This is a genomic window from Cellulomonas xylanilytica, from assembly GCF_007989805.1.
Taxonomy (GTDB): Bacteria; Actinomycetota; Actinomycetes; order Actinomycetales; family Cellulomonadaceae; genus Cellulomonas; species Cellulomonas xylanilytica.
The window spans coordinates 83,985-99,000 of record NZ_BJUB01000014.1 but is presented as its reverse complement, the minus strand read 5'-3'; the positions used below and the strand labels follow the sequence as shown (position 1 = coordinate 99,000).

Below are 15,016 nucleotides of genomic sequence, written 5' to 3'. Positions count from 1 at the left end.
TTAACGACCGTTAACTCAGATCGTCTCTCCCACCACCCCCGCGGAGACAGCGTCGATGGAGATGCTCAGCACGGCAGCCGACCCTGCCGGGACCCCGTTCACCGCGAACGACGCGTCCCAGCGCGCGCTCGTCGCGGAGCTGAAGGACCGGCTCCGCACCGCCGCGCAGGGAGGCCCGCAGCGGTCGCGCGACCGGCACGTGGCCCGCGGCAAGCTGCTCCCGCGCGAGCGGATCGACGTGCTGCTGGACGACGGCAGCCCGTTCCTCGAGGTCTCCCCGCTGGCCGCCGACGGGCTGTACGACGGCGAGGCCCCGGGCGCCGGCGTGATCGCGGGGATCGGGCTCGTGCACGGCCGGCACGTCATGGTGCTGTCCAACGACGCGACCGTGAAGGGCGGCACGTACTACCCGCTCACGGTCAAGAAGCACCTGCGGGCCCAGGAGATCGCCCTGGAGAACCGGCTGCCGTGCATCTACCTCGTCGACTCCGGCGGCGCGTTCCTGCCCAAGCAGGACGAGGTGTTCCCGGACCGCGACCACTTCGGCCGGATCTTCTTCAACCAGGCCCGGATGTCCGCCGAGGGCATCCCGCAGGTCGCGTGCGTGATGGGCTCGTGCACCGCGGGTGGCGCCTACGTCCCGGCGATGAGCGACGAGACCGTCATCGTGCGCGGGCAGGGCACGATCTTCCTGGCGGGGCCGCCGCTGGTGAGGGCCGCGACCGGCGAGGTGGTGACCGCGGAGGACCTCGGCGGTGGCGAGCTGCACTCCCGGACCTCGGGCGTGACCGACCACCTGGCGGAGAACGACGCGCACGCGCTGCAGATCGTGCGGGACATCGTCGCGACCCTGCCCGTGCCGACCGCGACGGCGTGGGAGATCCACGAGAGCCGGCCGCCGAAGGTCGACGAGGGTCAGCTCTACGGGGTGGTCCCCACCGACCTGCAGACGGCGTACGACGTGCACGAGGTGATCGCGCGGCTGGTCGACGGCTCGGAGCTGCACGAGTTCAAGCGCGAGTACGGCACCACGCTGGTGACGGGGTTCGCGCGCCTGCACGGGCACCCCGTGGGCATCGTCGCCAACAACGGCGTCCTGTTCAGCGAGTCCGCGCTGAAGGGCGCGCACTTCATCGAGCTGTGCGACCAGCGCGGCATCCCGCTGGTGTTCCTGCAGAACGTGAACGGCTTCATGGTCGGCAAGGACTACGAGGCCGGCGGGATCGCGAAGCACGGCGCCAAGATGGTGACCGCCGTCGCGACGACGCGCGTGCCCAAGCTGACCGTCGTCATCGGCGGCTCGTTCGGGGCCGGCAACTACTCCATGTGCGGTCGGGCGTACTCGCCGCGGTTCCTGTGGATGTGGCCTGCCAGCCGGATCTCCGTGATGGGCGGACCGCAGGCGTCGGCCGTGCTGGCGACCATCCGGCGCGAGCAGCTGGGCGACGAGTGGTCCGCGCAGGACGAGGAGGCGTTCAAGGCGCCGCTGCGCGAGCAGTACGAGACGCAGGGCAGCCCGTATTACTCGACCGCGCGGCTCTGGGACGACGGGATCATCGACCCCGCCGACACGCGCCGCGTGCTCGGGATGGCCCTCGACGTGTGTGCACGCGTCCCGCTGAGCGAGCCCCGCCTCGGGCTCTTCCGGATGTGAGCGCCGTGTTCACCACCGTGCTCGTGGCCAACCGCGGCGAGATCGCCTGCCGGATCATCGCGACCCTGCGGAAGCTGGGGATCCGCTCGGTCGCCGTGTACACCGACGCGGACCGGGACGCCCTGCACGTGCAGCGCGCCGACCGCGCGGTGCGGGTCGGCAGCTACCTGTCCATCGAGGACGTCGTGACCGCCGCGCAGGACGCCGACGCCGTCCACCCCGGGTACGGGTTCCTCTCCGAGAACGCGGACCTGGCGCGCGCGTGCGAGGCGGCGGGGATCGTGTTCGTCGGTCCCGGCGTCAAGGCGCTGGAGGTGATGGGCGACAAGATCCGCGCCAAGGAGCACGTGAGCGCCGCGGGCGTGCCGGTGATCCCGGGCTCGTCGACGGCCGACGCCGAGGCGGCGGACCGCGTCGGCTACCCGCTGCTGGTCAAGCCGTCGGCGGGCGGGGGCGGCAAGGGCATGACGGTGGTCGAGCGGCCGCAGGACCTGGCCGACGCCCTGGCCGGTGCGCGGCGGGTCGCCGCCGCGGCGTTCGGTGACGACACGCTGCTGCTCGAGCGCCTGGTCAGAGCGCCCCGGCACATCGAGGTGCAGCTGCTGGCCGACGAGCACGGCAACGTCATCCACCTCGGCGAGCGCGAGTGCTCGCTGCAGCGCCGGCACCAGAAGGTCATCGAGGAGGCGCCGTCGCCGCTGCTGGACGAGCCGACCCGCGCGCGCATCGGCGCAGCGGCGTGCGAGGTGGCGCGCAGCGTCGGCTACGTCGGCGCGGGGACCGTCGAGTTCCTGGTGTCCGACGAGGCGCCGACGGAGTTCTTCTTCATGGAGATGAACACGAGGCTCCAGGTGGAGCACCCCGTCACCGAGCTGGTCACCGGGCTGGACCTGGTCGAGTGGCAGCTGCGGGTGGCGGCGGGGGAGCCGCTGACCGTGACGCAGGCCGACGTCGTCCTGACGGGCCACGCGATCGAGGCGCGCGTCTACGCGGAGGACCCGGCGCGCGACTTCCTGCCGTCCGCCGGCACCGTGCTCGTGCTGGACGAGCCGACCGGAGACGGCATCCGCGTCGACAGCGCGCTGCGTGCGGGCCTGGTGATCGGGTCGGCGTACGACCCGATGCTCGCCAAGGTCGTCGCCTGGGCGCCCGACCGGACGACGGCGGTCGCGCGGCTCGACGCTGCTCTGGCGCGCACGACGATCCTCGGCGTCCGCACCAACGTCGGGTTCCTCCGTCAGGTCCTGGCCGACCCCGACGTGCGCGCCGGACGGCTCGACACGGACCTGCTCGCCCGTCTGATCCCGACGCTGAACTTCCTGAGCCCGGACGACCGCCACCTCGTCGCGGCCGCGCTGTCGCGCCACGAGGTCCGCGAGGGGGCGTGGGGCTCCGACGGGTGGCGGCTCGGCGAGCCGCGACCGATCCGCTACGAGGACGTGTCCGTGCTGGGCGACACCGTGAGCGTGCGCGACGGCGACCCGGTCCCGGCGCGCCTGGTGCGCCGGGGACCCGACGCGGTCGACCTGGAGCTCGACGGGGTCGTGCACCCGCTGCGTCTGGTGTCGGACGGCTCCGTGACGTGGGTCGGCGACCAGGGCTCCGCCGTCGAGCTCCGGTTCCGCACCCGCGTCGAGCGGCTCGCCGACGAGCTCTCCGTCCTGACCCGCGGCACGCGCCCCGTCGACCCGCAGGTGCGTTCCCCCATGCCCGGCACGGTCGTCTCGGTGGAGGTGGCGACCGGCGACAGCGTCGTCGCCGGCCAGACCCTCCTCACCATCGAGGCGATGAAGATGGAGCACCGGGTCGTCGCGCCCAGCGACGGCATCGTCACCCTCACGGTCCGACCGACCGACCAGGTGGCACTCGACCACGTGGTGGCCACCATCAGCGGCCACCCCGACGAAGGGACCCCGGCATGACGTACGACCTGACCCCCGAGCAGCAGAAGCTCCGCGACGAGGTGCGGGACTTCGCCGACACCGTCGTGGCCCCCGCCGCCTACGAGTACGACACCAAGCGCGAGCTGCCGTACGAGATCCTCGCGCAGATGGGGGAGATGGGGCTGTTCGGGCTGCCGTTCCCGGTGGAGTACGGCGGCCAGGGTCGGGACTACGTCGACCTGTGCCTCGCGGTCGAGCAGCTGGCCCGGGTCGACCAGTCGATCGCCGTGACGCTCGAGGCCGGCGTCGGGCTCGGGGCGATGCCGGTGTGGCGCAGCGGGACGGAGGCGCAGAAGCGGGAGTGGATCCCGATGCTCGCGCAGGGCAGGGCGCTCGCCGGGTTCGGGCTGACGGAGGCCGACGCGGGCTCGGACGCCGGGGGCACCAAGACGACCGCGCGGCTGGACGACGGCGAGTGGGTCATCGACGGGACCAAGCAGTTCATCACCAACTCCGGCTCGAAGATCACGAGGCTGGTGACCATCACCGCGGTGACGGGGGAGAGCGTCCGCCCGGACGGGTCGGTGAAGAAGGAGCTCACCGCGATCCTCGTGCCCAGCGGGACGCCCGGCTTCACCGTCCTGCCGGCCTACGACAAGGTCGGCTGGCACACCTCCGACACCCACCCGCTGCGGTTCGAGGACGTCCGCGTCCCGGAGGAGAACCTGCTCGGCGAGCGCGGGCGCGGGTTCGCCCAGTTCATCCAGACGCTCGACGAGGGCCGCGTCGCGTTCGCCGCGCTGTGCACGGGGGCGGCGCAGGGCTGCCTGGAGGAGGCCATGCGCTACGCGAAGAGCCGCAACGTGTTCGGGCACCCCATCGGGGAGAACCAGCACATCGCGTTCACCATCGCCCGCATGGAGGCCCGCGTGCACGCCGCCCGCCTGGCCTGGCTCGACGCCGCCCACCGGCTCGTCGCGGGCCAGCCGTTCAAGCTGGAGGCCAGCCTGGCCAAGCTCATCGGCAGCGAGGCCGCGATGGACAACGCCCGCGACGCGACGCAGATCTTCGGCGGGTACGGCGTGATGAACGAGAACCCCGTCGCGCGGCACTACCGCGACGCGAAGATCCTGGAGATCGGCGAGGGGACGACGCAGGTGCAGCTCATGGTGATCGCACGCGAGCTGGGTTTCGCCGGGGCGCCGCGATGACGAGGGAGATCGAGCAGCGCGGGCTGTACTACGAGGAGCTGGAGCTCGACGTCCGCTACCAGCACCGGCCGGGGCGCACGATGACCGAGGCGGACAACGTCCTGTTCTCCACCCTGACCATGAACCCGCAGGCCCTGCACCTGGACGCCGCGTGGTCCGCGGAGCAGCCCTTCGGGCAGCGTCTGGTGAACTCGATGATGACGCTCGCCGTCCTGGTGGGCAGCTCGGTCGCGCAGCTCACCCAGGGCACGATCGTCGCCAACCTCGGGTTCACCGACGTCCGGTTCCCGCACCCGCTGTTCCACGGGGACACCCTCTACTCGTCGACCGTGGTCACGGCCAAGCGGCTCTCGGAGTCGCGGCCGGGCCAGGGGGTCGTCACGCTCGAGCACACCGGACGCAACCAGGACGACGTCGTCGTGGCCGTCGCCACGCGCTCCGTCCTCTTCCGGTGCCGCTCATGAGAGGACCGGCGCTGCTGTTCTGCCCCGCCGACCGCCCCGAGCGGTACGAGAAGGCCGCCGCCCGGGCCGACACCGTGATCCTCGACCTCGAGGACGCGGTCAACCCCGACGCCAAGGCGGCTGCCCGGTCGCACCTCGCCGCGAGCGCCCTCGATCCCGCCCGGACGATCGTGCGCGTCAACCCCGTCGGCACCGCCGACCTCGACGAGGACCTCGTCGCACTGCGCAGGACGCCGTACCGGACGGTCATGCTCGCCAAGACGGCCTCCGCCGCCGACGTCCGGGTGCTGGCCCGGTACGACGTCGTCGCGCTGGTCGAGACCGCGGCCGGGGTGGTGCACGCGGCGGAGATCGCCGCCCAGCCGAACGTGGTCGGGCTCATGTGGGGGGCCGAGGACCTGGTCGCGTCGCTGGGCGGGACGTCCAGCCGGCGTGCCGACGCGTCCTACCGGGACGTCGCCGTGCACGCCCGCTCGGTCGTGCTGGTCGCCGCGGGCGCCTACGGCAAGGACGCCGTCGACGCCGTGCACCTGGACATCGGCGACGTCGACGGGCTGGCCGCCGAGGCGTCCGACGCGGCGGCCAGCGGGTTCGCCGCGACCGCCTGCATCCACCCGTCACAGGTGGAGGTGGTCCGTGCCGCGTACCGGCCGACGGACGCGGAGGTCGCGTGGGCGCGCGGCGTGCTCGCCGCGGCGGCCGGGCAGCACGGGGCCTTCCGGTGGGACGGGAAGCTGGTCGACGGCCCGGTGCTCAAGCACGCGCGCAGCGTGCTGGTGCGGGCGACCGCCTGACTGGTTGCCTGGACCCGTGCACACGCCGCTCCCGCCGTTCGCCGCCTGGCGGTTCGTCGACGCGGTCGACGGGTTCGAGGTGGTCTACCCCGCACCGGGCCGGCTGCGCGGGCACACGTCGGCGGTGGAGGACGGCCGGGCGTACGCGGTGGCGTACGAGGTCACGCTGGACGACGCCTGGCGGACCCGGTCGGTCCGCGTCGGCTCCGACACCGTCGACGGCCCGCGCAGCACGCTCCTGCTCAGCGACGGTCAGGGCGGCTGGACCGTCGACGGTGTCCCGGCACCCCACCTGGACGGGCTGGTCGACGTGGACCTCGAGGCGTCCGCCTGCACCAACACGCTGCCGGTGCACCGGCTGACCCTGCCCGTGGGCGAGGTCGTCGCCACCTCGGCCGTCTACGTGCAGGCGGCGGACCTCGCCGTCCGCCGGCTGGACCAGACCTACCGGCGCCTGGACGACCACCGCTTCGCGTACACGTCGGAGGGCGGCTTCGAGGCCGTGCTCACGTTCGACGCGTCCGGGCTCGTGCTCGACTACCCCGGCATCGCGGTGCGGTTCGCCTAGCCGGCGGGCTCCTCAGGTCGCGGGAACGAGGACCTCGACGCCCGCAGCGTCCAGTGCCGCGGCCAGGTCCGGGGGCGGCGCCGAGTCGGTCACCAGGTAGTCGGCGCGACCGAGCTCCGCGATCTGCGCGAACAGGCGGCGGCCGAACTTGGTGGAGTCCGCGAGGACGGCGACGCGCGCGGAGCGGTTCATCATCTCGCTCATCATCGCGGCCTCGCCGAGGTTGCTCGTCGAGTAGCCGGCGTCCGCGTTGACGGCCCCGACGCCGATGAGCGCCAGGTCGCAGCGGATGTCGCGGTCGGTGCCGTTCTCGCTGGGGAAGGCCACGGCGCCGACGGTGCCCTGCGCGCTGAGCCGGACGACGCCCCCGAACACGTAGAGGTCGCGGAAGGCGAAGGGGCTGAGCTCCGTCGGCATGCGCAGGGAGTTCGTGGCGACGGTGAGGTCGCGGTGCTCGGACAGGTGGCGGGCCACCGCGAGCGTCGTCGTCCCGGCGTTGATCATGAGCGACGCACCGTCGGGCACGAGGGCTGCGGCGAGGGCCCCGATCTGGTCCTTGGCCGATGTCTGGATCCGCATCCGGACGTCGACCCCGGTGTCGGGCCGGGGGACCGCCTGGGGGCTGATGGCGCCGCCGTGCGTGCGGATGAGCACGCCGTCCCCGTCCAGCGCGTCGAGATCCCGGCGGATGGTGTCGGGAGAGACGTCGAACCGCTCGGCGAGGTCCGCCACCGTCACCTGGCCCTGCTCGGCGACATAGGCCGCGAGCGCGGCCTTGCGGCCCGCGGGCAGGCGGCGGGCGGAGCCGTCGGAGGTCGCAGACATGGGAGTACTGAACCACAGGGATGCGGCTTTGTGCGAGAAACCGCAGGCGTACTGCGAGTTCCGCGGAAACCCGCAGGGACGCTGACGCGAGCGGCGGATCCGGTCATCCGCGCAGTTCAGAGCGATGCACCAGGTCGTGACCTCGCGCTGGCTGGGAGAGGGGTGGCGTGCGAAAGCGGTCGCGACGGACATACACCGCTTGACGACGCAGATCTCCGGGTCTACTTTGGCGTAAACCCGCAAAAGTGCGCAGACAGTCGCACGAAGCGGCAGGATCGGGAGATGGGGAGAGTCATGGGCAAGGGCGCTCACGTTGGACGCTTCATTGCACTCACCGCGGTCGCGTCACTCGCGCTCGCGGCATGCTCCGGTGGGGGCGACGCGGACACAGGCTCGGACTCGGACTCGGGAGAGGACGTCACCCTCGAGTTCTCGCAGTGGTGGGAGCCCGAGCTCCCCGACGGTGCGTTCCGCGAGCTGATGGACCAGTTCGAGGAGGAGAACCCGGGCATCACGGTCGACCTGCTGTCGGGCCCCTACGCCTCGACCAAGGAGCAGGTGGTCGCCGGTGCCGCCGCCGGCACCATGTCGGACGTCGTCGGGCTGGACGGCGCCTGGGTCAGCGACTTCGCCGACCAGGGTGCGATCACGGACCTGTCCGCGGTCATGTCCGACGCGGGCTACGACGAGTCGCAGCTGGCCAGCCAGGTCAAGGTGGACGACAAGACGTACATGATCCCGGTGGTCAACTTCGTCTACCCGATGTTCACCAACGACGCCCTGCTCGCCGGCGCCGGGGTCACGGCGCCGCCGGCCACCCGCACCGAGTTCGCGGACGCGGCCGCCAAGATCACCACCGACAGCACCTACGGCTGGATCCTGCCGCTGTCGCTCGAGGCCCCCAACGGCATCCAGAACGACGTCATGTCCTGGGTCTGGGCATCGGGTGGCTCGATGCTCGACGACGGCCAGCCCGCGCTGACCGACAACGAGGACGTCACCAGCGCCACGGACTACATCCAGGGCATGTGGGACGACGGCGTCATCGCGCCCGGGTCGTTCACCATGAAGGAGCAGGACAAGGTCGAGGAGTTCAGCAACGGCCGGGTCGGCATGATGATCGACTCCCTCGCCCACGTGAACCTCATCCGCGAGTCCAACCCGGACCTGGACTTCAGCATCTCGGCGATCCCGGCCGAGGACGGGTACACGGGCGAGCGCGGCATCCCCTACGCCTCCTGGGGCATCGGCATCGCCGAGAACTCCGAGCACAAGGAGGAGGCGTTCAAGCTCGTCGAGTTCCTGATGAGCGAGTCCGTCAACAGCGAGCTGTCGTCGATCGCCAACGCCTTCCCGGGCAACACGACCTCCGTCCCCGACTTCGTCGAGGAGGACGAGCTGTTCGGCACCGCGTTCGAGATCTACCAGTCCGGCTTCCCGGCCAACGAGTTCACCGGTCTGCCCGTCGCCGAGCAGCTCATGCGGGACTTCGGTGAGGAGTTCCAGAAGGCGCTGGACGGCCAGCAGTCGATGCAGGACGCGCTCGCCGCGGCCCAGACCAAGTGGGAGGAGGAGTTCTAGGCCACCAGCCCGGAACTCCGGGGCCGCACCGGACTCGCACAGCCGGCGCGGCCCGCCCCCAGGGAGAGAGCCACGTGACCATGTCATCCACCACCCGCCCCGCGGCGGAGCCGCGGCCCGTCCAGGCCGCCCCGCCGCCGGGTGCAGACTCCGCCCGGACCCGCAGGATCGGCCGGATCCGGCGGACGCTGACGCCCTACGGATTCCTCAGCCCGACCGGCGTGCTGCTGATCATCCTGATGATCACGCCGATCGTCATGGTCGTCAGCTACTCGCTGCTCGACCGGGTGATCACCAACAAGAACCCCGCGTTCGTGGGCTTCGAGAACTACCTCGAGGTGCTGACCGACCCGGTGTTCTTCACCGCGGTGCGCAACACCCTCGTGTTCACCATCTCCTCGGTGATCGTGCACTTCGTGATCGGCCTGGCGTTCGCGCTGATGCTCAACTCGCCGCTGCTGAAGGACCGCACCAAGGCGTTCTTCCGGGTGCTGTACATCCTGCCGTGGCTGTTCACCGTGGCCATCGTCGCGGTGCTGTGGCGCCTGCTGCTCAGCCCCAACGGCGTCGTCAACTACCTGCTCGGCACCGCCGGGATCACGGACGGCTCGACCGAGTGGCTGGCCAACCCGTCGACGGCGCTCGCCGCGGTCACGTTCATCAACATCTGGTCCGGCTACCCGTTCTTCATGATCTCGCTGCTGGCCGGCCTGCAAGGCATTCCCCGCGACCTGTACGAGGCCGCGAAGGTCGACGGCGCCGGTGTGGTGGCGCAGTTCCGCAACGTCACGCTGCCGCAGCTGCGGCCGATCATCATCTCGATGGCGCTGCTGGACTTCATCTGGACCACGCAGCAGTTCGCGCTCATCTGGATGACCACCGGCGGCGGGCCGATCAACTCGACCGAGGTCCTGTCGACCTTCACCTACAAGCTCGCGTTCACCGAGTACGAGTTCTCCGTCGCCTCGGCGTCCGCGGTCCTCGTGCTCCTCATGTCGATGGTCCTCGCGTTCTTCTACGTGCGGCACCAGAAGGCGAGGGACTGACATGACCACGCTGGCCACCCGCGCTCGCACCTCCGAGCAGCCCGTGCTGCGCACCCCACCGAAGAAGACGGGTCAGCGCGCTGCGCTCGTCGTCGCGCTGGTCCTGGGCGCGTGCTTCGCGGCGCTGCCCGTGGTGTGGATGCTGTCGAGCTCGTTCAAGACCAACCCGGAGATCTTCGAGTTCCCCCCGCGCCTCATCACGCCCGGCTTCTCGTTCGACGCGTACACGACGATCCTCACCGACCCGACCAAGCTGCGGTTCTTCTTCAACAGCTACGTGATCGCCCTGTCGGTGACCGCGCTGTCGCTGGTCGTGGCGGTGCACGCCGCCTACGCGTTCAGCCGGTACGAGTTCTGGGGCAAGAAGACGATCAACGTCGTCGTCGTCTCGGTGCAGGCCGTGCCGCCCATCACGCTGCTGATCCCGTACTTCGGGCTGGTGGTGGCGCTCAAGCTCTACAACACCTACCAGGGCCTGATCCTCACCTACATGGTGTTCACGCTGCCGTACGCGATCATCATGATGACGGGGTATTTCAATACCCTTCCCAAAGAGCTCGACGAGGCCGTGAAGGTGGATGGCGCCGGCCCGCTGACCGCATTGTGGCGCATTCTCATGCCCATCTCCGTGCCGGGTCTGGTGTCCGTCGGCGTGTACACGTTCATGATCTGCTGGAACGAGTTCCTGTTCGCGTTGACGCTGACCAGGACCGAGGACATGCGGACGGTGCCCATCGGCATCCAGCTCCTCATGGGCCAGCACTCGTACGAGTGGAACGAGATGATGGCCATGAGCATTCTCGGCTGCATTCCTGTTCTCATTCTCTTTCTCTTCTTCCAGCGCTACTTCATCGGGGGGATGACCGCCGGCGCCGTGAAGATCTAGACCCCCCACTCCGAAGAACACCACACAGGAAAGTTGACTGCACCATGCTCCTGAACGGCCGAGACCTGCTCGCGGTGGCGAACGAGAACTACTTCGCCATCCCCGCCTTCAACATCAGCGACTACGCGATGGGCAAGGGGATCTTCGAGATCTCCGAGCGGCTGCACGCGCCGCTCATCGTCGCCATCCACCCCGACGAGGTGTCCCACATCGGTGGCGACGCCCTCGCCGCGCTCATCCAGCGCGCGCACCGCTCGTCGGTGCCGGTGGCGATCCACTGGGACCACGGCGGCACCTACGAGCAGGTGCTCGAGGCCATCCAGCTCGGGTTCACCTCCGCCATGATCGACGCGTCCATGGAGCCGTTCGAGGACAACGTCGCGATCACCAGGAAGGTCGTCGACACCGCGCACGCCGTCGGCCTGTCGGTCGAGGGCGAGCTGGGCACCATCGGCAAGCTCGACGAGCAGGCCGAGGACGGCGTGCTGGTCTCCCAGATCGCGTTCACCGACCCGGCCGAGGCCGTCGAGTACGTCGAGCGCACCGGCGTGGACAGCCTCGCGATCGCGATCCGCACCGCGCACGGCCTGTACCCCAAGCACGTGACCCCGCAGCTGAAGCTCGACCTCCTGCAGCAGATCAAGGCGCTGCTGCCCATCCCGCTGGTCCTGCACGGCGGCTCCGGCAACCCGGACGACGAGATCGGCCAGTCGGTCAAGCTCGGCGTGAACAAGATCAACATCTCGAGCGACATCAAGGTCGCGTACCACGACAAGATGCGCGAGGTCCTGGCGGACACGTCGCTGCGCGAGCCCAACAGCATCCAGCCGCCGTGCATCGCCGCGATGCAGGAGGTCGCCGCGCAGAAGATCCAGCTGTTCGACGCCGCCGGCAAGGCCGACCTGTACTGACGACCGGCACGACGACGCGAGAAGGAGCAGCCGGCCGATGAGCACGAGGTTCGTGCTGGGCATGGGTGGGACGGTCGACTACGAGCTCCGCTGGGACCCGGCGGTGCTCGAGCGGCTCGCCGCGGAGCACGGGATCGGCCCGGAGGACCTCGACCTGGCCACCCCCGTCGACTCCGTGCGCGACCTGGTGCGAAGCCTGCTCGCGTTCGTCCGCGACGGTGTCGGGGGAGAGCGGTTCGTCGCCTCCTCCGACATCGTCGAGGCCGTGGCCGCGCGGTTCGACACCGAGGTCACGCTCGGCGGGACGTGCGTGCGGGCGGCGATCGCGATGGACGTGCTGGGGCTGTCGAGCACCCTGCACCTGGTGTCCATCGACGACACCGTGCGCCGGCTGCTCCCGTCGTCCGTCGACCACGTCTCGAGCGCCGTGCAGGACTCGCGCGACCCGCACCTGATCGTGCAGTACCCCGCCGGTGCGCGGGTCCGGGTGGGCGACGCCGAGCTGGTCGCCCCGCACCCGAACCGCATCATCTACGCCAACGACCCGCCGCACCGTGAGCTGCGCATCGCGGCCGACCTGGCCGACGCGCTGCGCACGGCCGACGTGTTCCTGCTGTCGTCGTTCAACGTCATCCAGGACCCGGCGACCCTGGAGTCACGGTTGCTCCAGGTGCGCGACGCGATGCGGGCCATGCCCCCGGACGCGCTCGTCGTGTTCGAGGACGCGGGGTACCACGTGCCCGAGCTGAGCCGGCGGGTGCGCGACGAGATGGTGTGGACGGCCGACGTCTACAGCCTCAACGAGGACGAGATGCAGGCGTACCTGGGCCGCCAGGTCGACCTGCTCGACGCGGCGACGGTCGCGAAGGCGGTCGTCGAGCTGCACCAGCTGGTCCCTGCGCCCACGCTGGTGGTGCACACGAAGTACTGGGCGCTGGCCGTCGGGCAGCGGGCGGCGGCCCTGGGCCCCGCACTCCTCGGAGGGATCACCATGGCGAGCACGCGGTACCGGCTGGGTGACGGCTTCACCGCCGACGACTACGCGGACACCGGCGCGATGAGCCCGCGCGCGTCGACGCAGGCGCTCACGACGGAGGTGACCCACCTGCTCGGCCCCGACGCGTGCGTGGTGCCTGCCCTCGACCTCAGCGACGTCGCGCGGCCCACGACGATCGGGCTGGGCGACTCCTTCGTGGGCGGCTTCCTCGCCGCGCTGGCCCGGCCGTGACGGCCTGGGGCGCGCTCACCGACGACGGTCGGGTCGCGCAGCCGGACGCGCTGGCGAGCGTCGACGTGCACGACGGCGTGATCGCGGTGCGCCTGGCCGGCGGGCTCGCGTTCGACGTCCTGCCCGACCGGGGACTGGACCTCGGGGCGACGTGGTGGGGCTCGACGCCCGTCGCGTGGCGCTCCCCGAACCCCGTCGACCCGGGTCCGGGTCGCGACTGGGAGTCGCGCTTCCTCGGCGGGCTCCTGGCCACGTGCGGACCGGACAACATCGGCGAGCCGCGCGGCTCGTCGGGCCAGCACGGCACCCACCACCTGACCCCGGCGACCGACGTGCACTGGTCCCGCGAGCGCACCGAGCAGGGCTGGACGGTGGTCGTCCGCGGGGTGGTCGCGCACACGTCGCTGGGCGGGCCGCGGATCCTCGTCGAGCGCGAGGTCGTCGCGTCCACGGGGACACCGGCGGTCGAGGTGCGCGACGTCGTCCGCAACGTCGGCGACCAGCCCGTGGGCGTCCCGCTGCTCTACCACGTGAACCTCGGGGCTCCGCTGCTGCGACCGGGCGTGCGCCTGGACGTGGACGCCGACGAGTGGGTCGTCCGGGAGCCGCTCCCGGAGGATCGGCACCCGCTGGTCACGCCCGAGCCGGGGCCCGGTCTGGCCCCGGTGGTCGCCGAGCATCTCGGCGTCCGCGGGGCCCGGGCCACCCTCGTCGGCGACGACGAGCACCCCGACGTGGTCGTGACCTGGACCGGCGCGACCCTGCCCCGGCTGTGCACGTGGAGCTGGCCCGCGCGGGGCGCGTACGTCCTCGGCGTCGAACCGACCAACGCCCCGCTGTTCGGCCCCGAGCGGGAGCTGCCGAGTGCCGGTGCGCCCGTGCTCGAACCAGGCGAGTCCTGGACCACAGGCGTCCGCATCGCCGTCGAAGGAGTCGGATGAAGCCGCTGTACCTGCCCGCCAACCAGCCCGCCGACCGGTTCTACGCGGGAGGCCGGCAGATCGCGGCCCTGCGCGGCACCGGGCCGGCGGCGAGCCACGAGCCCGAGGACTGGGTGGCGTCGGCGACGTCGGTGTTCGGGCAGGAGCCCGTCGGGCTGACCGTGCTGCCGGACGGACGGCTGCTGCGCGACGCCATCGAGGCCGACCCCGAGGCGTGGCTCGGCGCCGAGCACGTCGCCGCGTTCGGCGCGGACCCGGCGCTGCTGGTCAAGCTGCTCGACGCGGGCGAGCGCCTGCCCGTGCACGCCCACCCCGACGTGGCGTTCGCCGCCGAGCACCTCGGGCTCGCGCACGGCAAGACCGAGGCGTGGGTGGTGCTCGAGCCCGCCCGGGTGCACCTCGGGTTCACGCGCGACGTCGGTGTCGACGAGCTGGCGGGCTGGGTGCGGACGCAGGACACGGACGCGATGCTCGACGCGATGCACGTGCTCGACCTCGCCGCGGGGGACGCGGTGCTGGTCCCCGCGGGGCTCCCGCACGCGATCGGGCAGGGCGCGCTCGTCGTGGAGCTGCAGGAGCCCACCGACCTGTCGATCCTGCTGGAGTGGTCCGGGTTCCGGATCGACGGCGACGCCGACGCTCACCTCGGCCTCGGGTTCGACGTCGCCCTGGCCGCCGTCGACCGCCGCGGGTGGTCCGCCGACGAGATCGCGCGCCTGCGCGGCGCCACCGCGGCATCGTCGGGAGACCTGCTCCCCGACGCGGCGAGCTTCTTCCGCGTGGAGCGGTGGACCGGTCCGCGGGGCCTGGACGCGGGGCTCGCGGTTCTCGTCGTGGTCGACGGCGCCGGCACGCTCGCCGCCGGGGGTGCGACGTCGGCGCTCCGGCGCGGGCAGACGGTGCTCCTGCCCGCCGCGGCCGGGCCCGTGACGCTGGACGGCGACGACCTGCGGGTCGTCGTCTGCCGACCGCCTCGTCCCTAGGTGCCGCCCCGGGATGCGCGTTCGCCCGAACGGTCGAACGA

At 71.4% G+C, this 15,016-nt stretch carries 14 protein-coding genes; 13 read left to right on the top strand and 1 reads right to left on the bottom strand.

Going from position 1 to position 15,016, the window contains the following annotated elements; genetic code table 11:
• Positions 1-55 precede the first annotated feature (55 nt).
• The 6 genes from CXY01_RS19015 to CXY01_RS18990 are packed head-to-tail and all read left to right on the top strand — an operon-like array spanning position 56 to position 6,574.
• Positions 56-1,654 carry a carboxyl transferase domain-containing protein gene (locus tag CXY01_RS19015; RefSeq protein ID WP_146930819.1) on the top strand — a complete coding sequence of 533 codons (1,599 nt, stop codon included), beginning with the start codon at positions 56-58 and terminating at the stop codon, positions 1,652-1,654.
• Positions 1,651-3,576, top strand: a complete 1,926-nt coding sequence (locus tag CXY01_RS19010) for an acetyl/propionyl/methylcrotonyl-CoA carboxylase subunit alpha (protein ID WP_222594593.1) — start codon at positions 1,651-1,653, stop codon at positions 3,574-3,576. Before CXY01_RS19015 ends, CXY01_RS19010 begins: the two co-directional genes overlap by 4 nt.
• Positions 3,573-4,748 carry an acyl-CoA dehydrogenase family protein gene (locus tag CXY01_RS19005; RefSeq protein ID WP_146930813.1) on the top strand — a complete coding sequence of 392 codons (1,176 nt, stop codon included), beginning with the start codon at positions 3,573-3,575 and terminating at the stop codon, positions 4,746-4,748. The genes CXY01_RS19010 and CXY01_RS19005 overlap by 4 nt, the downstream gene beginning before the upstream one ends.
• On the top strand, positions 4,745-5,212 hold the full coding sequence (locus CXY01_RS19000) for a MaoC family dehydratase (RefSeq protein ID WP_146930810.1): 468 nt from the start codon (positions 4,745-4,747) through the stop codon (positions 5,210-5,212). Before CXY01_RS19005 ends, CXY01_RS19000 begins: the two co-directional genes overlap by 4 nt.
• Positions 5,209-6,006 carry an HpcH/HpaI aldolase/citrate lyase family protein gene (locus CXY01_RS18995; protein WP_146930807.1) on the top strand — a complete coding sequence of 266 codons (798 nt, stop codon included), beginning with the start codon at positions 5,209-5,211 and terminating at the stop codon, positions 6,004-6,006. The genes CXY01_RS19000 and CXY01_RS18995 overlap by 4 nt, the downstream gene beginning before the upstream one ends.
• Positions 6,007-6,022: 16 nt before the next feature.
• Positions 6,023-6,574 (top strand): putative glycolipid-binding domain-containing protein, encoded by a 552-nt coding sequence (locus CXY01_RS18990; RefSeq protein ID WP_146930804.1) that lies wholly within the window; start codon positions 6,023-6,025, stop codon positions 6,572-6,574.
• Positions 6,575-6,586: 12 nt separating this feature from the next.
• Here the strand turns inward: CXY01_RS18990 and CXY01_RS18985 are convergent, their stop codons facing one another.
• Complete coding sequence (locus CXY01_RS18985; RefSeq protein WP_146930801.1) at positions 6,587-7,399, bottom strand: DeoR/GlpR family DNA-binding transcription regulator; 813 nt, start codon at positions 7,397-7,399, stop codon at positions 6,587-6,589.
• A 282-nt stretch (positions 7,400-7,681) separates the two neighbouring features.
• Between CXY01_RS18985 and CXY01_RS18980 the strand changes: the two genes are divergently transcribed.
• The 7 genes from CXY01_RS18980 (at position 7,682) to CXY01_RS18950 (ending at position 14,975) form a co-directional block, all read left to right on the top strand.
• Positions 7,682-8,980, top strand: coding sequence for an ABC transporter substrate-binding protein (locus CXY01_RS18980; protein WP_246125492.1), 1,299 nt, complete (start codon positions 7,682-7,684; stop codon positions 8,978-8,980).
• A gap of 80 nt (positions 8,981-9,060) precedes the next feature.
• Positions 9,061-10,026, top strand: coding sequence for a carbohydrate ABC transporter permease (locus CXY01_RS18975; protein ID WP_146930920.1), 966 nt, complete (start codon positions 9,061-9,063; stop codon positions 10,024-10,026).
• Between the two features lies 1 nt (position 10,027).
• Complete coding sequence (locus CXY01_RS18970) at positions 10,028-10,912, top strand: carbohydrate ABC transporter permease (protein WP_246125491.1); 885 nt, start codon at positions 10,028-10,030, stop codon at positions 10,910-10,912.
• Positions 10,913-10,956: 44 nt separating this feature from the next.
• Complete coding sequence (locus CXY01_RS18965; RefSeq protein WP_146930798.1) at positions 10,957-11,823, top strand: ketose-bisphosphate aldolase; 867 nt, start codon at positions 10,957-10,959, stop codon at positions 11,821-11,823.
• A gap of 37 nt (positions 11,824-11,860) precedes the next feature.
• Positions 11,861-13,051: an ADP-dependent glucokinase/phosphofructokinase gene (locus CXY01_RS18960; protein ID WP_146930795.1), complete on the top strand. Its 1,191-nt coding sequence runs from the start codon at positions 11,861-11,863 to the stop codon at positions 13,049-13,051.
• Complete coding sequence (locus CXY01_RS18955) at positions 13,048-13,992, top strand: DUF4432 family protein (protein ID WP_186813469.1); 945 nt, start codon at positions 13,048-13,050, stop codon at positions 13,990-13,992. The genes CXY01_RS18960 and CXY01_RS18955 overlap by 4 nt, the downstream gene beginning before the upstream one ends.
• The gene (locus CXY01_RS18950; RefSeq protein WP_146930789.1) at positions 13,989-14,975 is read left to right on the top strand and encodes a class I mannose-6-phosphate isomerase; all 987 of its coding nucleotides are present in this window, start codon (positions 13,989-13,991) and stop codon (positions 14,973-14,975) included. Before CXY01_RS18955 ends, CXY01_RS18950 begins: the two co-directional genes overlap by 4 nt.
• Positions 14,976-15,016 lie beyond the last annotated feature (41 nt).